The sequence below is a fragment of the Neptunitalea lumnitzerae genome (assembly GCF_027924185.1).
GTDB lineage: Bacteria > Bacteroidota > Bacteroidia > Flavobacteriales > Flavobacteriaceae > Neptunitalea > Neptunitalea lumnitzerae.
In genome coordinates this window covers 311968-336193 of sequence record NZ_BRVO01000002.1, presented here as the reverse complement: position 1 = coordinate 336193, position 24226 = coordinate 311968, and the positions used below count along the sequence as shown (strand labels likewise).

14 protein-coding genes are annotated in these 24226 nt (G+C 32.2%); 6 read left to right on the top strand and 8 right to left on the bottom strand.

Translation table 11 applies throughout. The annotated features are described in order from the left end of the window. Positions 1-2 precede the first annotated feature (2 nt). Genes Y10_RS08915 through Y10_RS08890 form a run of 6 tightly spaced genes read right to left on the bottom strand, consistent with a single transcriptional unit; the run spans position 3 to position 12139 of the window. Positions 3-2975 carry a T9SS type A sorting domain-containing protein gene (locus Y10_RS08915; RefSeq protein ID WP_281765040.1) on the bottom strand — a complete coding sequence of 991 codons (2973 nt, stop codon included), beginning with the start codon at positions 2973-2975 and terminating at the stop codon, positions 3-5. 54 nt (positions 2976-3029) lie between these two features. Then, complete coding sequence (locus tag Y10_RS08910) at positions 3030-4457, bottom strand: glycoside hydrolase family 30 protein (protein ID WP_281765039.1); 1428 nt, start codon at positions 4455-4457, stop codon at positions 3030-3032. A 41-nt stretch (positions 4458-4498) separates the two neighbouring features. After that, positions 4499-6229 (bottom strand): SusE domain-containing protein, encoded by a 1731-nt coding sequence (locus tag Y10_RS08905; RefSeq protein WP_281765038.1) that lies wholly within the window; start codon positions 6227-6229, stop codon positions 4499-4501. A 15-nt stretch (positions 6230-6244) separates the two neighbouring features. After that, positions 6245-7699: a glycoside hydrolase family 30 protein gene (locus tag Y10_RS08900; protein WP_281765037.1), complete on the bottom strand. Its 1455-nt coding sequence runs from the start codon at positions 7697-7699 to the stop codon at positions 6245-6247. A gap of 12 nt (positions 7700-7711) precedes the next feature. Then, complete coding sequence (locus tag Y10_RS08895) at positions 7712-9199, bottom strand: RagB/SusD family nutrient uptake outer membrane protein (RefSeq protein ID WP_281765036.1); 1488 nt, start codon at positions 9197-9199, stop codon at positions 7712-7714. Between the two features lie 12 nt (positions 9200-9211). Next, the gene (locus Y10_RS08890; RefSeq protein ID WP_281765035.1) at positions 9212-12139 is read right to left on the bottom strand and encodes a SusC/RagA family TonB-linked outer membrane protein; all 2928 of its coding nucleotides are present in this window, start codon (positions 12137-12139) and stop codon (positions 9212-9214) included. Between the two features lie 331 nt (positions 12140-12470). Here Y10_RS08890 and Y10_RS08885 point away from each other — a divergent pair, with 331 nt between their 5' ends. From Y10_RS08885 to Y10_RS08875, 3 genes are all read left to right on the top strand, one after another. Next, positions 12471-15398, top strand: a complete 2928-nt coding sequence (locus Y10_RS08885) for a triple tyrosine motif-containing protein (RefSeq protein WP_281765034.1) — start codon at positions 12471-12473, stop codon at positions 15396-15398. A 306-nt stretch (positions 15399-15704) separates the two neighbouring features. After that, positions 15705-16967, top strand: coding sequence for a M48 family metalloprotease (locus tag Y10_RS08880; protein ID WP_281765033.1), 1263 nt, complete (start codon positions 15705-15707; stop codon positions 16965-16967). Between the two features lie 876 nt (positions 16968-17843). Further along, positions 17844-18947: a hypothetical protein gene (locus Y10_RS08875; RefSeq protein WP_281765032.1), complete on the top strand. Its 1104-nt coding sequence runs from the start codon at positions 17844-17846 to the stop codon at positions 18945-18947. 1061 nt (positions 18948-20008) lie between these two features. On the opposite strand, the gene Y10_RS16970 is transcribed toward Y10_RS08875, so the two are convergent. Further along, positions 20009-20359 (bottom strand): LLM class flavin-dependent oxidoreductase, encoded by a 351-nt coding sequence (locus Y10_RS16970; protein WP_408733618.1) that lies wholly within the window; start codon positions 20357-20359, stop codon positions 20009-20011. A 242-nt stretch (positions 20360-20601) separates the two neighbouring features. Next, positions 20602-20904, bottom strand: a complete 303-nt coding sequence (locus tag Y10_RS08865) for an ArsR/SmtB family transcription factor (RefSeq protein ID WP_281765030.1) — start codon at positions 20902-20904, stop codon at positions 20602-20604. Positions 20905-21106: 202 nt separating this feature from the next. Between Y10_RS08865 and Y10_RS08860 the strand changes: the two genes are divergently transcribed. From Y10_RS08860 to Y10_RS08850, 3 genes are all read left to right on the top strand, one after another. After that, a complete protein-coding gene (locus Y10_RS08860) occupies positions 21107-22003 on the top strand; it encodes a hypothetical protein (RefSeq protein ID WP_281765029.1) in 897 nt (298 codons plus the stop codon). Positions 22004-22161: 158 nt separating this feature from the next. Beyond that, a complete protein-coding gene (locus Y10_RS08855; protein ID WP_281765028.1) occupies positions 22162-22860 on the top strand; it encodes a hypothetical protein in 699 nt (232 codons plus the stop codon). Positions 22861-23032: 172 nt separating this feature from the next. Continuing rightward, positions 23033-24130 (top strand): serine hydrolase domain-containing protein, encoded by a 1098-nt coding sequence (locus tag Y10_RS08850; RefSeq protein ID WP_281765027.1) that lies wholly within the window; start codon positions 23033-23035, stop codon positions 24128-24130. Positions 24131-24226: the final 96 nt, after the last annotated feature.

Below are 24226 nucleotides of genomic sequence, written 5' to 3'. Positions count from 1 at the left end.
TATTATTGTTTCACTATTTTATAATTATACACTCCTGAACGAGTATTTACTTTTACCAAATACATTCCATTTTGCAGCATAGAAACATCAATTGCTGTTTTATGAGTATTCTGAATAATCTTTGCTCCTGCCAAATTGAATATTTCTATCGACGTAATTTTTGCAGTTTCTAAAGTATTAATTTGCAGTATATCTTTTACAGGATTCGGATAAATTTTCAAGTCTTTAATGTTTTTTATATCCATTAATCCCAAAGCAAAATTAGTAGCATCAATAGTATTGGTACTTTGTGCCAAATTAATGTAAGGGTCACTGCCTATTATGTTATCACCATCTAAAGGTGCATATAACTCTAAAGAAGATTGTAACAACTGATTGTTATTTAGAGCTGCTATCTCCAAGGCATTCATTCCTGCACGGTAAAAATACCAATTCTTATAAGAAATATTTGTTGGGGCATTATTACCATGAACAGTAAACATAGATGCTTCCAGATTCTCTCCTAAAATTCCCTCTTCTATGGCATCTGAATATAATTTTGTAGCTCCTTGAGCATAATAATGAGAAAGTGTAACACTATGCCATACATTATCATTCACCAAGGTATTTCCTACTATTGTTCCACCAAAAGGAGAGGTATAAACTAAATGACCATTTGTATCAATACTTACTGCTCCATCACCAGAAGCACTTGTAAACTCAAATAATTGTCCTGTTTCACTGGTTTTAAAATTAAGTACCATTGTAAAAGGATGAATTACATTCTCAGGTGTAAAAGATAAGTGTCCGGGGGAAAGTGTATTTGGTGTAATACTTGTATTTGTATGTAGTTCAGGCGTTGCTTTTCCTGACTCTAGCGCATCAAAAAGAGAAGGTACCATGGCATAGAAAAACTCTTGATGCCCAGCAGTATTAGGATGCCATAAATCATCTTGATATGCTAAAGGCCAATTTCCGGTTCCATTATCAATTGCACCTAAAAGATTAATACTTGGCACATTCCATTGTGCCATTATAATATTCATTTGTTTGATATACTCATAATCTGCAGCATTGTAATCTTCACGTGTATAATTATTCATTACCACTGGTGTTTTTCCATCATTTATGGCCTTTTGAATAAGCAATTGCATGTTATTTTCATACTGGTCAAAAGCGGCTTGACCATTTTCATGAATTCCTTCATTTCCAAGTGCTAGTCCAAAAATCACATAGCTACTACAATCTGCAATCAAATCTTTTTCATAACGGTCTAATACATTCAACGTATTATTTCCATTCACAGAAATATTAGACCTGTAAAAAGGGGAACTACCATTAGTACTGCGCTCTTGTAAAAGCTGATCGTATAAATAAGCATATCCTTCCATATTGGTTGCTCCTTGTCCGTTCATAACTGAAGAGCCTAAAAATGATATTTTATAATCATCTATATCTGCACAGGCTACACTATATTTATAAGAAGACAAATCTAATGTTATTACAAAATTACCATATCCTAAATCAATGTCCTGAATAGCAGTATTATAAGTATTAGCCTGCGATTCCATAACTACGTCATGCGTATCAGGAATTTTTTTCATTACATAACTCCAAGATTGATTTCCTTTAAAAACAAATCTAGGATTAGGATCTGTAGTTACTGTAGTCATATCTAACAAAGCGCTCCATACACCTCCTCCTTGGTAGTTTAAGGGCTCATCACCGTTCCACCCATTTGGTATAGAGCTTCCTACTACACTCCAATTAATAGGTGTTACTATATAACTATTATTATTAAGATCTAACGAGATTAAAACAGGACCAGATTCATTAGAATTTATGGGGGTACCATTTTGTAATATTTGACCAGCTGTACTACTACTACCATATACTGTGGCATTACTATCTTGGCCAGTATAAAAACTAAAAGTACCAACATCTGCTAAGGAGGTATAAATTTCAAAAATATTCGTAACAACACCATCTAATCCAGTTACCATGTGCATAGGTAATGCTGTTGAAACTACATCCCCATTCTCAGTAGCCGTACCAGAAATATAAAATTCCTTAATTTGATTACTAACAGTAATGGTTGTACTACCCGATATGGTTGGATTTTGAATATTGGTTGCTGTAACGGTTACCGTACCATTATTTACCGGGCTTAAAATTCCTGTTTCAGAAATCACAGCAATATTAGTATCATCTACACTCCACTCTACATCTGGATATGTAGCATCTACAGGAGCAACTGTTGCTTGCATAACACTTGTTTGTCCACTTACTGTAATATCTGAACCTGTTACGGTAACAGCTGTTGCTTCCACAGTACTTACGCCACTATATTCTTCTACCTTTATAAGGTTTACATAACCATACCCACCCGAAACTATAGAAACATCTAGCGTAATTTCTCCATTAGCCGGTGTTAAATAAGTGGTTTCTACAAAGTTTGTTAAATTACCTGAAGCGCCATCACTGGTTTGTAAACTTGCATTGTACGTATCTTGACCTGTAAAAGTATAAGCAGTCTCACGCACAGAACTTGTTGGTCTAGATGCAAAAAGGATAAATTTATAACTTTTAGAATTATCAAGATTACTAAAGATTAATTGCCCTACATTATTTCCAGAACCTCCATTTTCAAGATAAAAATAATCTTGAGTAGCTGTACTTATAGCAAGATCTCCTAATGTAGTACTATTTGCAGCAGTTGGTCCATAATTTACACTACTATTTAGTACAAAACCATCAGCTATTGATAGCGTAAATGGTGTACTTCCATTAGTTGTATTTATTAGACTAAAACTAGTTCCAGTAGAAGCTACTGTAGCATTATTCCAATAATTATTATTCATATCAGGACTATTAGTAATGGCACCATTAGTACCACCCGTTGGTCCAAAATCTACTAAAACTGCTTGTTCTAGCGTTTGACTATACATACCCAAACTCAATATAAACATGAAAAGGGTACTAATTATTTTTTTCATAATTATCATCTATTATTTTCATTTATCTATAAAACCAATGCTTGATATAAAATTTTAAAATACATAAGTCACTACTGAAGCTGCAGGTATGGTTACAAATTGCTTCATACCATGTATAGCTATAGCAAACTCTCTCTCCTTATCAGCATTATTTTGAACAATCAATACTACTTGATTTTCAGGAGTTTTAAATGCTACATTAGGTAACCCCTCTATTAGATTAGATGCTACACGAACCGATTCTTGAGGAACGAAGCGAGAAGCTTGCCCAATAATATAATAAGCAGGATTTCTCTCTATCTCATCACCTTTAAGAGTAATAGCTCCTAAACATTGTGTACATCCCCCATCTGTATGTGGATCTTGATACTCATCTGCTGCCAAATTCCATTCTAAAACAGTTTTACACCAATTACGCGTAGCACCAATAATAAGATTTTCAGTATGCCATTGCATTTCTTGAGCAAAATCGCCCGGCGCTCCTACCCATTGTTCTGTAAAGTATAGGTTCTTTTCTGGGTGTGCCTCGTGTACTTGAGAAATTGCATTTACTTCTCCCCCGTATAAATGAAATGCACTACCATCAATATACTTTGCTGCCTCGGGATCGTCTAAAATTGTAATTGGATAATCTGGCCTATCTGCATTATGATCGTATATAATGATTTTAGTAGCTATATTTTCCTTTTGAAATCTAGGTCCCAAGTAATCTCTCACAAATACTTTTTGTTCATCTGGTAGCATAAGTAAACTAGGATTGTTTCCCGGATGTAGCGGCTCGTTTTGTACAGTAATAGCATCAATGGTTATACCGTTTGTTTCCATAGCCCTAATGTACTTAACAAAGTAATTAGCATAACTACTATAATATTCTGGCAATAAACTCCCTCCTTTGGTACTGTTATTTGTTTTCATCCATCTTGGAGGTGACCATGGTGAACCCAAAATCTTTACATTGGGTGCTACTTTTTTAATTTGTTGTAATGTTGGAATAAGATATATGGTATCATAAGCTAAAGAAAAATGCTCTAAATCAACATCTTTCTCACCGTTAGGCATATCATCATAAGAAAAAGTTTTCTCATCAAGATCTGAAGATCCAATGCTAATTCTTAAATAACTTACATTTAATTGCTCTTCTTCATTTCCAAAAATCTCTTTGATAATTGCGGCTCTTGCTCTTGTGGTCATTTTATGTAAAAGCATAGCACTACCTCCCGTTAGTGTGTAACCAAAACCATCCATAATTTGGTAAGTAGTGGTGGTATCAATGGTTATTACCTGAGTATGCTCATATGGTTCTTCATTAAAAAGCTTTTCTTCTTTTAATAAGCTTTTATTATCAAAAGTGGTAACATACGCAGTTCCATTTGTGCTATCAGTATTTCTGTTTTCTGATTTATTATTACAAGAAATTCCTGAAAAAAGCACTACAAATGCTGCCAATATTACTATGCTATTGGTTTGAAATAGTTTTATCATATTTAAATACCGGGTGTAATTAACACCCGGTAGTATTTATTTTATTGGATTAAAAATTCGTAGGTACCTGTTTGATACAAATTATCTATGTTAATATTAACTTCGTAAGTACCTGTAGTAGTAATATTATTGAAGTCTGCTCCTCCATTGTTAGTCATTGTACCACTTAATTCTGTTGGATCATCTGCACCAAACTGTACATCCCATGGAGAATTAAACTTCATGTTATATCCTGCTTGTAATGTTTCAGTAGTCATAAACTTAAACGGATGCTGATAAGTCATTAAAAATTCATCACGAGAATCCCAATCTTGCCAATGGAATAATTTAATATTATAATATTTCCAACCTACGGTAGCAGTATTAAAATTAACTGTTAAGGTATACGCTTGATCTTGATTAACCATAATCCCTCCTGTTCCTTCACCAAACGCAAACGTACCCGTAACGGAATCTCCTTCAGGGTTAGAAGATACTCCAATAGCATTTGTAAAAGCGTAAGAAGTTCCACTTCCATCCATTTCACTATTCAACTCATAGGTAACACTTTGCTGTAATGCTAAATACGTAGTAGAAGTAAAAGTTCCATTATCAAATATAAATTCTCCTACTACAGCTCCATTACTTAATAAATACAAGTTATTAGGGGTTACAGATGGTGGCTGTATTGTGGTATCTTGTTCTATAGTATATGAATATTCAGAACCATACAAATCTAAAGTTACAATATAGTTACCTGAGTTACTTAATGGTATATCTTCTATTGTAATTCCTGCATCACTAGCCTGAGATTCCATATATATGCTATTTTGAGTACCTTGAATACGTTTCAAAAGATATCCCCAATCATCATTAGCTCTAAAAACAAAAGCACCTGAACCATCTGATGTAAGCGTTAGTGAAGCCTGCCATGTACCATCTCCTATGTACATTAGTGGCTCATCACCTCCCCAGCCTCCAGAGATTACAGAACCTACCATACTCCATTTATTTATTTTCAATAGCGTATATATATTGGTATTTAAATCAACTGTAATTTTATATTCACCTGAATCCTGAACTGTAAGGGCATCACCATTTTTAACTACCTCTCCGTTACTTCCACCATAAACATGTGAAGGTAACTGCTGTGCACTATATAAATGAAATGGCATACCAGCTTCTAAAGATGTATAAGCTTCAAAAATATATGTATTTGTACCATTTCCATCAGTTAAATGACGCATAGGAATAGCTTGTGACATATCCGTACCTGCTTCTGTAGCATCTCCTGCTATGTATAAGGTTGCTGGTGTATATTCTGTTTCAAAACGTGTTAATGATATCGCATTGGTTGCATACGATTTGGTATCTTGACACGTAGCTATAACCGTCCACTCTAATTGGGTAGCTTCACCAGCAGGATAACCTGCATAAGATAACGCTAAATCAATTGCTGAAACTTGGATATTGGCTGTTGTAGCTTTACCTGAATTATCAGATGATACCGAAATCAATGGTGTATCATAATCGCTACTTCCTAAGGTATCTAATATTACGGTATAACGTACTTGAAATCCTGCTGAAGATACTGCTGGCTCCCATTCAAAATAAATACGTTCATTAGGATCTAACTCATTTAACACCTTAGTATATCCCTCTTCAGGTGCTATAATTGCAGGGTCCGAAAGACTCCATTGTCCAACGGAATCCATGTTTTCATCTTCTTGGCAAGAATTTAGACATACTAATGCTAAACATGCTGCTACCAGACTATATAATAGTTTTTTCATGTGTTTATATTTTTATTATTCCCAGGTTATTGTTGCAACACTTTCTTGAGGTAAAGTACAATCAAAACGATTTTCTCCTACAATAGTAGAAAATGTTTTAGCCGACGGTGACTCATTTAATACTACAAGCACTTTAGTTCCATCAGGATTTACAAATGCAACATTATAAAGACCGGTACTACTATCAAACGTAGTACTACTAATACGATGCGCTCCAGGTGCAACAAATTTTGAAAAATGACCAATCGCATAATACTCTTCGTTTAATGTTACATCTCCACTAGAAGCTACAGTTACTACACCTCTACAGTCTTCACAACCATTATTGGTTGGTCCATGATTTTCATTAAGTGCTAAATTCCAGAACAATACATTTTTTGACCAATTATTTACAGAAGCAATCAAAATATTACGAACATACCAATTCAAATTTCCAGTAAAATCGGTACTCCATTCTCCACCAGAAATTTCAGTAAAATATAAGCCCTTATCTGGATAAGAATTATGAACTTGACTCATAGCTGAAGCATCTCCTGCATATGCGTGAAATGCACTACCCGATATATATTGGTTAGCATCAGCATCATTTAGTACCTCTAAAGGATAATCAGCACGATCAAAGTTATGATCATAAGCAATGATTTTTGTAGTAATACCATTGTTGGTAAAAAGAGGCCCTAACGAGCTTTTGATAAAATTTGCCTGCTCATTAGCTTCCATTCTCATGGTAGGGTATCCTGACTCGTGTAACGGTTCATTCTGTGGAGTAATCGCATCTATCGTAATTCCATTAGATGCATAAGCATCAATGTAATTACGTAAATAATTAGCATATACATCGTAATACTGTGTTTGTAATTTCCCTCCATACAAACTTTGATTTGTTTTCATCCAAGCTGGTGCAGACCAAGGAGAACCTACAAATTTAATATCTGAATTAATGGCCAACATATTCTGTAACACAGGAACTATATTAACCATATCAGGCGCAATAGAAAAATTATTCAAATTTACATCGGTTTGACCTGAAGGCATATCATCATATGTAAAATCTGAAAGAGAAAAGTCTGATGCTCCTATGGTTAACCTAACATAGTTAATACCAATACCACTTTCAGCGTCAAATAGGTTTTGTAATAAAGCACTTTTTTGACTTCCACTTAACTGATTAATTACATATGCAGATGATCCAGTAAGTGCTGCTCCAAACCCTTCAATTTCCTGAAATTGCAGAGTTTGATCTACTGTTATAGAAGGGTAATTAGTTGTGGTGTTATCTATAATACTCAAATTATCTTGTGCACTTATAAGCCTGCTCTTATCACCACTGGTAACCCAAATTTGGGCTGTCCCTACCTCATTACCATTTGTATTTGACGATGGTGGAGGATAATAAGGCTTATCATTATCTGAACAACTCAATAAGGTACCTAATAGTACAGTTGCTAATGTATATTGTATTTTTCTCATTTGTAATCTATTTTAATAACCTGGATTCTGTGTTAAATTCGGGTTTCTATTTATCTCATTTTGGGGAATTGGTAATAAAATATCATTCTCTGTCATTCCGTAATTTACAGGTTGACCTGTACGTAAATCTATATCAGTAATGTTATTCATAGTTTGCACAACTACACCATATCGTACTAAATCATCCCAACGTTTAGATTCCATAGCTAATTCCAATCTTCGCTCCTTTAATATAGCAGCTCTCATAGCGTCTTGTGAAGCTGTTTCAGCAGCTGTTAAATCAGGTAATTCAACTCTAGCTCTAATTTGATTTACCGTTGTAGCAGCATCACTAATTTGTCCTAATTCATTCTGTGCCTCTGCTTTTAATAGTATAATATCAGCCAAACGGAAGATATATTCATTATCATCACTAGCCCATGAACCTGCATTACGCCATTTATAAGCAAAAGGAATACTACTACCTGGGGTATTTCCCCAGTACTCATCTACCCAACTAACGGTTTCAAATAAAATAGCAGCATTTTTTCTAACCACATCCCCTTCGTTATCAAAAGCATTTACCAAATCTTGTGAAGGTGTGGTAAACTTCCTCCAGGTATCTCCACTTAAAGATGGAGGTAAGTGCATTTGCGGCGCCCAATTTCCTTCGGTACCTCCCAAGTACTGTACTTCTAAGATTGACTCAGAATTATTTTGATGATTACCATCAAATAATTCGTCATAGTTGCTTAATAAAGTATATCCGGCAGGACTATTAATTACAGCATTTGCGTGTGTTAATACAGCATTATAATCTGGATTAGGCATTTGAGCATATACCTTAGTTAATAGAGCATTAACAGCTCCTTTAGTTGCTCTGGCTTTGTTTACACTATCATCGCTACCGTAAGTATCAGGCAAGTAGTTAGCTGCTTCATTTAAGTCATTGATAATTTGCGCATAAACTTCAGCTACTGTATTTCTCGATTTTCTTGTTTCAGATGGATCTGTACTACTTATAAACTCTGTATGCAGTGGTACTCCTCCAAAATATTTCACTAAGTTATAATAATGATAAGCTCTTAAAAACAAAGCCTCTCCAACTATTTGTTGTTTACGCTCATCAGAAATTCCTTCTGATACTAACGGAGCTCTTTCAATCACCAAATTAGCTTTAGAAATAGCATTGTATATAGAAGACCAAGCAGACATAACACGACTATTGGTAGTATTTACATCTATATTGTCAAATTCAAAAATTTCTGTATTATCTCCTCCAGCATACGTATTGTCTGAACGGGTATCCTGAAAAATAATATGATCCCAAGCATAATACTGAGAAGACTGAAAAGATTCATAAACACCAGTAAGTGCTGCTTCAATTTGAGAAGCTGTGCTATAAGCATTATCTGCTGTTTCTTGTGATATTGGTTGCAAATCCAATTGGTCATTACATGACATACTAAAAGCAAGCGTTGCCATTAATGCATATTTGGTTATTTTACTATACTGTTTCATTGCTTTCCTTATTTAGAATGTTACGTTTAACCCCATTATAATGTTTCTCGTTTGCGGGTATGTACCAAAATCTACCCCTTGTACTGTATTGTTACCTCCAAAGGCATTAACTTCAGGATCAAAACCTGAATAGTCTGTAATTGTTAATAGATTTTCACCAGTTACATAAAGTTTTACGCTACTTATAGACAAATAATCAAGTACTTTAGTAGGTAGGTTATAGCTTAAGGTAACTGCTTTAAAACGTAAATAAGAACCATCTTCAACGAAACGAGTTGATATTCTGGAGTTATCAGTATTTCCTTCTGATACTCTCGGTATAGCTGTAATATCTCCTGGATTTTTCCAACGGTTAAGTACCGTTGCTAGTTGATTCTTAGAGTCCGTCATACCCTCCATATTGATGCGGGTAGCATTAAATATATCATTACCTTGTGAGCCTTGCAGAAATATGTTCAAGCTGAAGTTTTTATAAGTTACTGTATTACCCAAACTATAAGTAAAATCAGGATTTGCATCTCCTATAATTCTGCGATCATCTGCGGTTGGAGTAAAGGTTGATTCCCCATTACTATCTACATAATAGGCATTTCCTGTTTGCGGATCTACTCCTCCCCAAACGTAACCATAAAAAATTCCTAATGGTTCTCCTTCTCTCACTAAACTTACTTCTCCTCTACTAGCTACATTACCATTAAACAATTCTTGTCCAACAATATTTTTAACTTCATTTCTGTTAATTGTTACATTAGCAGAAGTTGTCCATGAGAAGTCTTCATTTGAATAGTTTACAGTATTTAACTGAAACTCTAACCCTTTATTCTCTACTTTACCTACGTTTTGAATAGCATTTGAAAACCCGGTAGCCGTTGGTAAAGGGGCATTCAATAGCAAATCGTTATTCTTTTTAATATAGGCATCTACTGAAAACTTAATTTTACTATCAAAAAGACTCAAATCTAGTCCAAGGTTTAATTGTTCAGATTCTTCCCATTTTAAATCGTTATTTGCTATAGAAGCAGGATAGGTACCTGGCATAATAGTACCTCCAATAGGATAATTACCTCCACTACCAACAGTTGCTAAATACTGGTATGTATTAATATTGTCATTACCAACAATACCCCAACCAGCTCTTAGCTTTAATTCAGATATTGATTCTACCTGCTCTAAAAAAGTTTCTTGAGAAATTCTCCAACCAGCAGAAAATGATGGGAAATATCCCCAACGTTTATTTGGTCCGAAATTACTAGAACCATCTGCCCTAAAGTTAGCTGTAACTAAATACTTATTGTCAAAGTCATAAGAAACACGACCTATATAGGAAGCATTTGCTTTTTCACTTTTACCTGCCGTAGCAGTAATTATTTCTGAACCAGCACTTGGTGTAGGTATTTCAGAGCTTGCAAAGTTACGTGTTTCGATATTGCTATACTCCCATCGATTTTTTTGATATACTGTACCAACAAGTGCATCAATTTTATGCTTTCCTATAAGGGTATTATAACTTAAAGTATTGTCCCAAATAAAATAGTTATTATTATTAGTATTGTATCTACTTATTCCATTAGTTGCTCTACCATAACTAGTTCTAAAAGGATCAAGAAAATAATCATAGCGATCTGAATTGTAATCAATACCAAAATTTGATCTAAATTTTAATCCTTCCATTAGTTGAATCTCTGTATAGATATTACCTAACAAACGTTGGTTCTTATACCCTCTATCTGAACCATCTGTACTAGATACTGGATTTTCCCAATCTTGAAATGGGTTACTAGTAAATGTTCCATCTTCGTTATATACTGTAATATTAGGCGGTGTAGCCAAAACACCCAATAAAACACCACCTTGATTCACGGCGGCATTATCTGTTACATCTACATCATGGTAATGTGTATAATTGAAATTAGTACCGATTGTTAACCAATCATTTACCTCTTTAGATAAATTGGCTTTAAAGTTGTAACGTTCCATTTGTGAACTACGTACCACACCTTCCTGATTTATATAACCTCCAGAAATATAATATTGAGTGCCATCATTATTTCCTGAAACCGATAGTTGATAATTTTGAGACAAAGCGGTATCAAAAATCTTATTTTGCCAATCAGTATTATAAGGGTATTGACTCCAATCTGTAGACCGTCCCATTTCAGTCATTAAGTCTCTATACTGTTCAGAATTTAAAACATCCAACGTTTTCCAAACTTCAGCAAAACCAACATAGCTATCTAACTGGACAACGGCTTTTTCGGTTTTACCTTTTTTAGTTGTTATTATTACAACCCCATTAGCACCCTGTGCACCATATATGGCAGCAGAAGAAGCATCTTTTAGTACAGATATACTTTCAATATCACTAGGATTTAATGAACGTGTATCTGTTGTAGGCACACCATCTATAACATAAAGTGGATTACTACTAGCACCAATAGAGCTAGTACCTCTTACTCTAATATCGAATCCTGAAGAAGGTTTCCCTGAACTTTTAATTACGGTAACACCAGCAGCTTGTCCTTGAATCAACGAACCTAAATCTTGTTTAGGTCTGTTTTCGAAACTTTCAGCATCAACCAATCCAACAGCACCGGTGATATCACCTTTTTTCTGTGTACCATAACCTACTACAACTACTTCATCTAAAGCTTGGGCATCATCTTTTAGCTGAATATTTAAAGTAGTTTGTGCACCTACAGCAATATATTGTGTTTTAAAACCAATGTAAGAGAATACTAAGGTATCTGATGGAGATGCCACAATTTCAAATAATCCATCAAAATCAGTTGCTACACCATTAGTAGTTCCTTTAACTGTAACATTAACCCCGGGTATGGGTGCGTCTGAAGAATCTGTAACTGTACCTTTTACAGATTGTTGTGCCGATACCTTAAAACCGACGCATAACAACGCGAAAATTAATAATTTATTCAAACTCATTTTAGTTATTTATTTGTTTAATGATTCTGATTTCAGAAAATTTCGTTCTCAGTAAAGACAACTACTATTAACTGTTATCTAGGTGCAAATTATAATATAAAGGCACATTCGAATTCAGAATAGCTACACTTCAATTACGCCAACGTTGTAATTAACTACTTCATAATTACTTCAAAATAAAATAAAACACTGTTTTACAAGTATTTAAATAAAACAATAAAATAGAGTTTTGTAGGCATGAAGTAAAAAAAACGTAGTATATTGGCAACTTCTTCAATAGTATTTCCGTAAAATAAACAGATTAAAATGGTTTTATATCAATAATTACAGCATGAAATTAAAAATTTACAATTGGTGTTTTCTATGTTTTATGAGTTTTGTTGGTCATTGTCAGCTCACAAATTCAGCACAACCACTCATTGAAAAATTGTACAAGCAACCTGATATAAGACATTATAATAGAACCGACTTTGAATCGGACACACAGTTTTGGACTGCATGTGAAGATACTTTAGGGAATATGTACTTTGGTAATAATGATGGTATTTTAATTTATGATGGCGTACATTGGAATACAGTTGTCCTACCCAACTCATCATCTGTACGTAGTTTGGTTAAAGATGCTAATGGTACTATTTATGCTGGTGGCTATAACGAATTAGGAATTGTTCAAAAGGATGAATACGGAACTTATAATTTTAAATCTCTTAAAGAGACTTACAAACTTGATAACTTTAATTTTGAAAACATATGGCAAGCACATTCACTAAATGAGCATTTAATATTTAGAACGTTTACAAAAATTTTTGTTTTATATCAAAATAACCTTACGCAAATACCTGCAAACAATACATTTTTAAAAAGCTTTGTAACCAACGATTCATACTATGTAGTAGATGCAGATAATGGTATTTATGAAGTTAACTTCAAGACAAATCATCTTACCCAGGTATTAGCAGCATCAGCGTATCAAAATGAATCCATTATAAGTATTGATGGTTCTATTGTTAAGAATACTATCCACATTCTTACTGAAAATGGACAACTACTTCAATATAACTTACAAACACATACGGTAACATCTGCAAAAAATATATTACCAGCTAACACATCTAAACTTATTTCATGTACTAATTTAACACCTTCTACTCTATTATTAGGTACACTAAGAGACGGTGCTATTCAATTATCTCTTAACAACAATAATTCTACCAGACCTATACAAAACTTACAAGGAGAGACGGTATTAAACCTGTTTCAAACATCACAGAATAATGTTTGGGTTTTACTAGATAATGGATTAGATTTTATTGACTTCAATAATCCTAAAACTACCATTTTTACAGGAGCTTCAGTATATGACATCCATTATATTAATAACATTTTATATGTAGCCACGAATCAAGGTGTATATTATTCTAAAACAAACTTGCACCAAACCATAACCCCCGAATCGTTTAAACCTATTATAGGTTTAGATGGTCAAGCATGGAGTTTAAATTATGTTCATAACACCTTAATAGTAGGACACGATAAAGGCCTATTTAGAATACATAATGGAGATGCTACAAAAATAGGTAACAAAGACAGTTTTTGGAAAATTGTACCTGTTAAAGAAAAGGAAAACTATTATTTAGCCTGTCATTACAGCGGTATTTATGTATTACACTATGAAAATGGAAATTGGAATATTACTAACAAAATAAAAGGCTTTGATGAATCTTCTAGAGATATTCTAGAAGCCGAGGATCCGTATACTTTTTGGGTGTGTCATGGATACAAAGGAGTATACCGTATTACTCTTAATAGCAATTTAGAACGTGCCACAGCAATAGCACATTTTACAGATTCTAACGGATTAGACTCGCCATTTAATATCAATGTATTTAAATGGAATAACCAAATTGTTTTTACAACAAATACCGGAATTTTCAACTATAAAAAGGAAACAAACAGTTTTAAACCTTTTCAAGCATTAAATAAAATAGTAGATACTACCAGAAATACCCGCAAAATTTTACAAGAAAACGATAGAACATGGGTCATTCAAGATGATGAATTAGGTTATTTCGAAACCTTTAGTAAAACTCCACAAATACATAAAGATATATTTTCTGAAACAAAAGGAACCTTTAATCGAGGGATGGAGTCTATATTACCTATTAGTAAAAAGCATATACTTATCGGTACTCATACCGGTTTGTATCTATATGAGATTAATGAAAATAATGATTTACAAGAAATTCCTATTTCTATATCAGGTATACAGTATACAGCAGCTAACACCACAAAACGTATCCCTCTGGCCAAAGATTCTATTACCGAACTCCCTAATAATACTACCTCTATACATTTTGAGTTTTCAGTACCCAAAATGCCTAACAGTACCCCTAACCTTTATAGCTATCAACTAAAAAATATTGATAAGAGCTGGTCTAATTGGCAATCGATGCCCTTTAAGGAGTACAATCTATTACCCGCTGGAACTTATACCTTTAGAGTTAGAGCACGTAATACACTGGGGATACAAACAACCCCAGCTAGTTTTACTTTTACTATTTTACCAAAATGGTACCAAACAAAACTTGCCTTTTTTCTATATGTTATACTAGGAATCTCTTCATTATTCCTAGTCATTATACTTGTTAAACGAAAGATAAGAAGAGAAAATCAAAAAACACGAGAGCACGAGCAAAAAACAAACCGATTATTACAGCTAGAAGTAAATCAATTAAAACTTGAAAATCACCAAAGAAAAATACAACAAGATAACGAACATTTAGAACAAGATGTTATCAAGAAAAGTAAAGAACTAGCTACCTATACAATGATGCTAGTTAATAAAAAAAACTTCTTTACAGAATTACAAATAGAGTTAAGAGAATTAAGAGACACCTTAAAAACAAAGAACTCTAGACAAAAAATCACTGATATCTTTAGTAAACTACATCAACATCGAATTGATGAAGAATACTTAAAAGTATTTGAAGAGAACTTTGAAACTGTACATCAAGATTTCTTTAAAAACCTAAAACAAACAGGATGTAACCTAAGTGTAAGGGAAACACGCCTAGCTGCTTTCATTAAAACTGGGCTGACCAATAAGGAAATTGCACCATTACTAAATATTTCTGTCAGAGGCGTTGAAACAGCTCGCTATCGCTTACGAAAAAAACTAGATTTACGTTCAGAAAGTAGTTTAACGGATTTTCTGAATGGGTTAACTACAAAAGAAACAACAGATGACAATCATGAATAAGAATTCTATGTGGATATAAATTTACGAAGGTTTTATGTTTATAGATGTTTCTTTCTTCTATCTTCAAAAAAGAGGCAATGCTTCGGAATACCTGATAGGAAATACCAAGTCTGTTGGGAAGAAGTACCCCTGAATACCGAAAAGGAAGGATACTGCAACTAATTAGAAATGGATCTAAAGTTTTAAATAACTCTATAACATAAAAACAAAACCTCTATTATCAGTAAAATAGTGTTCAATATTGTGTATATTTAACTTTATATAACGAGTTGGCAACATGATACTCACTACATCCTATAAATCAGAATGAAAGAGAAATTTAAGGAAATATTAAAGGATAAAAATTTCATTTTAAATACTGAGGTTTTGGAAAATTTAAAACCTGAATACTTAGATGAACTTGAGTCTGCCCTATCTAAACATCCAGATTTTGAAAACATAAAAGACAATTACATTATAGATAAACAGAATAATACTTTGATTCAAATCTTAGAAAGAATCCCAATATCTGAAGTAGAAGACCTCACAGATGAGCAAAGGTTTTATTATCCAATGTGTAATAAATCGGAAATCAAGCGAATATTTAATGTTAAAAATTCAGATGATTTTCTTTTAAAATATAGAGCAGACCAAATCGCAGATGACGTAAGATTAACAAGAGTATTTTTAAAAATACGGACTAATTCTATTAATTGGAATTTTTCTAACTATTTTGATTCAAGTTTTTTTAATAATTATATTGAAACTTTACCTAATACAGAGAAAAATAAATGCAAAGAAATATCCTTTGGTACAATATATCTAAAAGAAGCCAACGGATACTGTATGAAAACAGATTTTGGCAACATCATCGTTATATCTTTTGCTTTAAGGTATTTTTTATACTATATGAATCTCTTTCATTTGGGACCACAATATAATTTAAACAGTCAAGATATATCCAATGCTTTTCTAATAGCTGTTAGAACAATGTTAGGGACTGAATCACTTGATTTTGAACTTGATAATCGAGGAGATATTCCTGAGGAGCTTCATTTAGAAATTGAGAGTATGGTGGATGGACAGATGATGTTTGTAATTGGTCACGAATTTGCACATCATTATTTAGACCATTTAGAACAAGCCTCTCTTGGTTATTTAAAGGTAACTTCAACTGATAAAAACACGCCTTTTTATAATTATTCCCAAAAAAGAGAACTCGAAGCCGATTACAACTCAGTTATGAAACCTGAGATACCAAATGAAGAAAGAAATTTAATAGCGAATGGAGCATTCACCTTCTTTATATGGCTAGATTTATTTAAAAGTGTAAAAGAATACATTTTCCCACCTTCATCATTAATGAAAAGTCACCCAAATCCAATTGACAGAATATGGGAACTAAGAAAAAAACTTAATGATGAAATAGGTGTAACTAAAGAACAGCTATTATCATTAGTTGAATCTTACAAACCATTCAAAGAAAATTTAATCAAAGATTTACCTTATCAAATTCATATTTTTGAATATTATGGTTCATTATACCTTTCTAGCCAGAAAAAAATTACACACGATAGATTAAACTTTTAATAAACCCAGTTGCCAATCGAGTAGACGGCCGTGAATGATAAGTCCACGGTACGCCTTTTAACCTACTTTAAAAAGTGATACCAACCTTAGTAATATATGTTAGTATGCTTAATATAAAAATGTCGAATTTAGTAATGTCTGAAATTGGGTAAGCCTACAATCAAATTGTCTTTATTCTGTTTCGCTTGTGAAGCTCTGTAAGCGGTTTAATTAACCGAGCTGCCTTTACTTCTCCTATTTGCTCTGAAATAACGGCGACTAACCTTAGAATTTTACTTGTTATAGTAAAAGTATAACCTGGTATCATTTGATACAATCAAATTATAGTATCAAAGATACTGATATTATATATTCTATCTTATCTTTCATAAAAGAATAGACCTAATTACCACCTCTTTAAACTTTAACATAACCTATTTTAAACGCTATAATATTAACTCCAAACTCCGCCCATAACCTCTCCTACTTCCAATTTCATTTCTTCATGATCACTTACTACCTTTTTTAGGTAAAACCAATTCTTAATACGAAGACTTCTTCCATATTTTAAAACCCTTTCAATTTTTTTTTATTTGAAAGGGTTTTGTTGTTTATAGATGTTTGTTTTACTTTCCAATACGGACACCCTTATAAGAAATTCCATAAAATAACTAGACTGCAAACAATTAGAAATAGAGTCTAAATTATAGAAATAACACTATCCTATAAAAATAAAATTAGATCTATGCATAAACTAACAATCAATTTTAAGTATATTTATCAATATATAATCAGTTAGAGATAATTTAAAATAATTGATCTACTTAAAACAAAATTTCAGATAAACTGTTTCTTGAGAAATTTGATACATACTAATCACTTACTAGATATTACGTTATGAGAATTATAAAAATATTAGGAAAAATCCTATTAGTACTTTTACTATTAAACCTTTTTATTATTGCATTTTTTTGGATCAAAAATGAAAATTATTTAGAATCTCCAAATCAGAAGAACCTATCGTATCTAAAAAACAACAAAAAGGTCATACTAGAAAACCGAGATAGATTAAATGGATTTTTTGACCAAGAATTTTACGATTCAGATGTTTTTTTACTTGGAGAAAACCATGGATTTGCAGAAGTTCAAAACATAGATTTTGAGTTATTGAAACACCTAAACCAGAAAATTGGTCTAAAATACTACATTGCAGAAATGGATAGTATTAGATCCAAAAAGTTAAATCAGTATTTAACAGATTCAATTAAAAATAATTCCATATTAAGAAGTGTTGTCATAGATATAAAACAAAGAATTCCACAACAATCAAGTCAACAGTTACTCGAAAAATGGGAAAAAATATATGATTACAATAAGACACTACCAGACTCAAGTAAAATTACAGTCTTAGGAATTGATAAAAATTTTGATGACGATTCAAGAGAACTTTCTCGTGATTCTATGATGACTTTGAATTTAAAAAGTATAATCAATAAAAGACATTTAGAAAATGAAAAATTCTATGGATTATTTGGCTATTCCCATGTACTTCAGGAAAGTTATAGTGAATCTAATTTCAGACCCTTCGCAGTAAGAATAAAAAGTTTTATTAAAAAGAATAAAATTAAAAGTTTAGTATGTTACAATATAGACAGTGAAGTATATCTTCCAGAAAACGACCAATTTCCAGCACCAGAAGATCATAAGCTTACGATCCTTAATGAAGATGGACCTATAATGTTGGTTAAAGGTATAAACGATTTAAGAGAAATTACACAACCAAATTCTGTTACCATATTTGACTTAGATAACACGAATTCACCCTATAGAGAGAATCAATATTTAGGAGGTATTAAAGTGAATTTTTTTGGCCCGGACGTTATTACTAAATCTTCAGATGTAAGTACAACAGACGTTTTACAGTATGTCTTTTTGATACGTAACTCCAAAGCTTTAGAGCCTATACAAACTATCGATAATCTAGTAGGCGGCCATGAATGATGACTCCAAAATATAATCTAACCCCTTTTAAACTATTCTTTGAAAGGGGCTTATTGTTTATAGACATTGGTTCTAATATCCAATAGTAAAAACCTAGAACCTTTAGAAGAAGTATCTACTTGAATCGAAAAGAAGATTCTATACCATATAAAAGAACTAGAATAAAAAAATTGATTACTAGGTAAACGTATAAGATAACTAAGTGAATAGTGGCTTTTACTCAAAATGTATTTTAAACTATTATCTAAGGCGTTACTTTAGCTAAATGCTTGAAACTATTTTATAAATTTAAGATTGATTTATAATTCGCGAAAATTCAGACTTTAAATCACATTACTTTTGACGTATATTACTCTTAATAAAAACAATCATATAGCACTTATTTTAACTGTTTTAGTTTTTTTTCTAAAATTAGGAGTATGTTATTCACAGCATTCCATTGATGTAACACATATTTCTTTAGTAGTTTATAATAAAACAAATACTGACTTAAGGCTATTTGAAGAGAAAGAAAAAAATCAGTTTGTTGAAGTCTTTTTAGAATTTGATAGCAACTTTGACAATAATTTTATATCAACCAACATAGAGCAAGACCATGTAGAACATACCCTAACCTTAGAGGATATAAAACGTAACGAAAAGGATGTTCTGGTACACACAGATAGTTTAAGAGATTTAAATAACAAAGATGTAAAGAAAGATGAATATGAGATAATAGAAAATTGGTATAAATACGGTGAAAAAACGAATGCGTTAGTTCTAAAATTTTTAAATACTCACATATCTACCATTCAAGAACTTAGTTTTCAAAAAAGGGAACAAAATGTTGGTATTGGTACACACGTTTTAACCAAAGATGACACTGAAAATAGATGGAGCGTCAGTTATACCAACTATTTTGCTACTGTTGATTTAAATTTTGGAAATAATAAGCACATCTATTTATTAATTAATCACGATGATATTAATTATATTTTTCTGCCCTTAATCAATACTAATTATTTAATATCTGATAACGATGGTATCAGTGCTTTAAAACCTACATCAAAATATAAAACTAGTTATAAAGAAAATTTTGAACAGATGGAATTTGAAAACTTTACTCCCATAGCAGGATACTCCGTATACCTATCGTCCCCAGCAATGCCTAATATAAACCTACCGCCGGTTAGCTTATCTACAGATAATACTTGTTTGGCTAAAATTGAAGGATCGCGTAATGGCAATACAATTCCTGCCGTACCAATAGCTATGTTAGTGGTTTGGGCTGCTAACCAACCAGCATAAACCATAGGATCATAAAGTTGACCCGTATCGCCAAAATTAGGGTCGTAAAATGGTACATCTCGCAACCACATCATATCAATTCCTACTTCATCTGCTTTCTTTACAATAGCTGCATGATTACTCATATCCGGGAATGGAGAATTAGGGTACCCACGCATCGGAGCTATGAGTCCAAAACTTAACTTTTCTGGTAGGAATACCTTCGTGTACGCCTTGTGCTTGGTTAAGTTACTAGCATTATTTATAATTGATTTTTCCATAATTTTTTATAATTCTAATATTTCACATATCTGAATATATAGATGTATTAAAGTAAATAAATTTAATAGCTCACAATACATTTTATCTAGATAATGAATTGATTCTTTTAAAGCAGATAATCGCAGTAGGCTTTAATTACTTTTTCGTTTCTCTTAAAATAGGTCCACTTCCCTACCCGTTTCATTTCTAACAACTCGCAACGAAGCATAGACGTAAGATACGTTGAAATGGTAGATTGTGATAACCCGGTTTTCTCATGAATAAAGGTAACACATACCCCTTCAGTATTGGGCATCGATGAAGTATTAGGTGGAAAATTTCCCTCAGGATCCTTCAACCACTCTAAAATATCTAACCGTGTTTGATTAGACAAACATTTACTTATTTCCACAAATTGTTTTGCTTTCATACTGCAAATATATCGAAATATTTCGATATGTAAATAATTAATAATGAAATAAGCATATCATTATAATAACAAACATCAACATCATATTACTATATACTAACGCTATTCCGTAAAATAAAGTTCCTCATGCCCTGCATAAACACAGAATATTGATTATATTTAAAAATATACAAGGAGTTGGTACCAGTTAAACCACAGAAATATGAAATGCACCCTAACAGCAATATTTACATTCTTAATCTTGACGAATTTAATAGCAAGCCCTCAAGTTCCTGATTATATAATTTACAAAAACGACACTATTCCTACATATAATTTATTGGTCGAACAATATCTGCAAACTCGGAATGGTGATAATGGACGATTATTTGATTTGAGTTTCAGAAACTCAATAGATGGTCGGCTAGGGAATTCAATGAACTGTTGGAGAGGATATCAAGCCATGTACAAAATAGAAAAGGACAGTTTATTTCTAATCGCAATAATTGAGTGCCACTCTCTGGAGAATAAAAATCAAAAACCCACTAACTATATCAAAAAAATTTTTGGAGATAAAGTCAAGTCCGACAAAGTTTTTATTAACTGGTATAGTGGAAATATTAGTTTTCCAGAAAAATCTAAAGAGAATAAAATCTTACGTTGGGATGGTGTGTTCGAAAGAGTTTTTCTCTATGAAACAACCATAAAAATAAAAAATGGAAATATAATTAAAGTTAGTAATGAAGAGAACTATATCGATCTAGAAAACGGAATAGATAGAATGGAAAAAGATTCTATTAGCAACATTTTATTTGACCATATTAAGAGTTATAAATGGACTAAACTAGACAAAATTGACTGTGGAGAAAGTTATACCATCGTAATTGGAGCAAATGGGAAAATAAGTGATGTGTTATTGACAGATTATCAAACAGAGGAACAGATTGAAAAATATTGGGATACAAAGAGAGAATACAATTTTTGCCTAAAATCAGTAGAAAAAGCACTATCAGAATTACAATTTGACATTATAAAACGGAAGGGAAAACCAATAAAAGAAAAAGTATTTATCGAATTATGGTTTAATGAAGATGGAACAATGGAAAACTGGACAGATTAAAAAAACTGGCGATTACAAGATATTTTTAAAAAAATAGGGGTAATAAATTTAAAAGGAAAGATAAATAATAAAATTAAGTTCCGTAGTAAACCGAAACTCTAATGTATAAAATATGGTACTTTTCATATATAAACCGTTATCAATAATTAAAGAACGATATGAGTAATTTAGAAGTTCCGAAAGAATCATTAACAGACAAAGCTCATTCAATAGTTAAAGGAGCATTTGGAGCTATTCCTTTTGCTGGTGGAGTTGCTTCTGAAACATTTGGCCTAATTCTCTCTCAACCTATCACAAAAAGAAGAGAAGAATGGATGCAAGCTGTTGTTGATAAACTTAACCATTTGGAACAAAAATCTGAATCTTTTACTATTGAGAATTTAAAGAAAAACGATGAATTTGTAACCTTCTTAATAGAAGCTAGCCAAATAGCCTTTAAAACTCATCAAACTAAAAAGCTATATTATCTTCAAAATGCAATTGGAAATTATTTCAATAATCAACTTGAATTTGATAAAAAACACTCTTTTTTAAGAATAATAGACGAACTAACACCTACTCATTTTATCATATTGAGTTACTTATCTGGTAATGAAGAATATATTATTGAAAATATAAATGGATATGAAAGTCTGCTAAAGCATTATCTAGAAAACAATCCTCAAATTGAAAAATACTATTTTCGTAAATGTATTAGAGATTTAGAAAATGTTTCTCTGATAAGAATAAGTAGAGATTTTCAAGATTACATTGGTGGTAGTGGATACGCAACTGACGAAAGAGCTCCTTCAATAAAACTTTTGGACTTTGGAGCGAAATTAATTAATAATATTGTAGACCAAAAACACGCTAAATAAAATTTTCACTAGAATAGAAACCAAAGATGGCTAGGATAACAAATATGGTTTAGGTTTATCAATTGGAAATGTAAAGGGGTATACAAGTTATGGACAAGGTGGGTTGTCGTGATGAAAGAATTTTACGCAAAAATGTTTTAGAAGCTTTGATAACTAAATTAACCAAAGAATAATGATAAAGAAAAGTCTTAAATTTTACCTAACTATTACTATTCTATCTTTAGGTTTGTTTGCCTTTGGACAATCTAACAGTAAGATAGAATCAGAAATCAACTCATTTCTTGACAATTTAGATCAAGATGGTTTTTCTGGAACGATCTTGGTTGCACATAATAATAGTATTATAGAAAAACGAGCATACGGATTAGCAAGTATAGAGTTTAACATAAAAAATAATGTAGATACTAAATTCAATATTGCTTCCATTACAAAGATGTTTACCGCCGTCGCAACTTTGCAACTCTACGAGCAAGGAAAGTTAAAATTGGATATCCCTATTGGCGAATACTTACCTGATTACCCAAATAAACTTGTAAGAGACTCCGTAACGATTCATCAATTGCTAACACACACTTCAGGACTTAATAATTTTTATGTTACAGACTTGGATAAGATAAAAAATTTAGATTATAAGAAGATTTCAGATTTTGTTCCACTTTTTGCCAATGATACTCTTTTATCAAAACCGGGAACAAAATATGATTATAGTGCAACAGGTATGGTGGTACTAGGTCTAATCATTGAAAAAGTAAGTGGTAAAAGTTATTATGATTATTTAAGGGAAAACATATTTCAACCCGCACAAATGACAAACACCACTGAGTTAGAAATAGATTCTGTTGTAAAGAATAAAGCAAATGGATATACCTCAATGTTTGGGCAAAACAAAACCTTGAAAAAAAATGACTATTATCTCACAAAAGCATCCCCAGGTGGATTTCATTATTCAACTATAAGTGATTTATTTAATTTTTCAAAAGCATTAAGAAGCAATAAGTTATTAAAAAAAGAAACAACCGAGTTAATGCTAGAACCAAAAGTGAAAGGTTATAATACTCATTTAGGTTATGGAATTGATATAGACCAAAGGTATAACCAAACAATAATAGGACATAGCGGAGGATGGTACGGTATTCATTGTGAATTAATGGATTTTATGAATGACAATTATACTGTTGTAATTTTATCTAATATAGATGATGGAGGAAAAAATGGAGCATCGATAGTCGCTGATTTTTTCATGGAGCTGATAGCTCACAAAAAACTGTAAAAATAATATTATTCAATCACCTAATCATTCTTAGACTTAAAGTCAAAATAACGCTTCTAAACTTAAGGAATTTAAAGTTTCACAATAGAAAGCTCT

Bases quoted from the DNA above. Each gene is read 5' to 3' on its own strand.
- Y10_RS16970 (WP_408733618.1), bottom strand. From the start codon at position 20,359: ATGAGTAATCATGCAGCTATTGTAAAGAAAGCAGATGAAGTAGGAATT.
- Y10_RS08900 (WP_281765037.1), bottom strand. From the start codon at position 7,699: ATGAGAAAAATACAATATACATTAGCAACTGTACTATTAGGTACCTTA.
- Y10_RS08895 (WP_281765036.1), bottom strand. From the start codon at position 9,199: ATGAAACAGTATAGTAAAATAACCAAATATGCATTAATGGCAACGCTT.
- Y10_RS08880 (WP_281765033.1), top strand. From the start codon at position 15,705: ATGAAAGAGAAATTTAAGGAAATATTAAAGGATAAAAATTTCATTTTA.
- Y10_RS08910 (WP_281765039.1), bottom strand. From the start codon at position 4,457: ATGATAAAACTATTTCAAACCAATAGCATAGTAATATTGGCAGCATTT.
- Y10_RS08875 (WP_281765032.1), top strand. From the start codon at position 17,844: ATGAGAATTATAAAAATATTAGGAAAAATCCTATTAGTACTTTTACTA.
- Y10_RS08865 (WP_281765030.1), bottom strand. From the start codon at position 20,904: ATGAAAGCAAAACAATTTGTGGAAATAAGTAAATGTTTGTCTAATCAA.
- Y10_RS08885 (WP_281765034.1), top strand. From the start codon at position 12,471: ATGAAATTAAAAATTTACAATTGGTGTTTTCTATGTTTTATGAGTTTT.
- Y10_RS08905 (WP_281765038.1), bottom strand. From the start codon at position 6,229: ATGAAAAAACTATTATATAGTCTGGTAGCAGCATGTTTAGCATTAGTA.
- Y10_RS08890 (WP_281765035.1), bottom strand. From the start codon at position 12,139: ATGAGTTTGAATAAATTATTAATTTTCGCGTTGTTATGCGTCGGTTTT.
- Y10_RS08860 (WP_281765029.1), top strand. From the start codon at position 21,107: ATGAAATGCACCCTAACAGCAATATTTACATTCTTAATCTTGACGAAT.
- Y10_RS08915 (WP_281765040.1), bottom strand. From the start codon at position 2,975: ATGAAAAAAATAATTAGTACCCTTTTCATGTTTATATTGAGTTTGGGT.
- Y10_RS08855 (WP_281765028.1), top strand. From the start codon at position 22,162: ATGAGTAATTTAGAAGTTCCGAAAGAATCATTAACAGACAAAGCTCAT.
- Y10_RS08850 (WP_281765027.1), top strand. From the start codon at position 23,033: ATGATAAAGAAAAGTCTTAAATTTTACCTAACTATTACTATTCTATCT.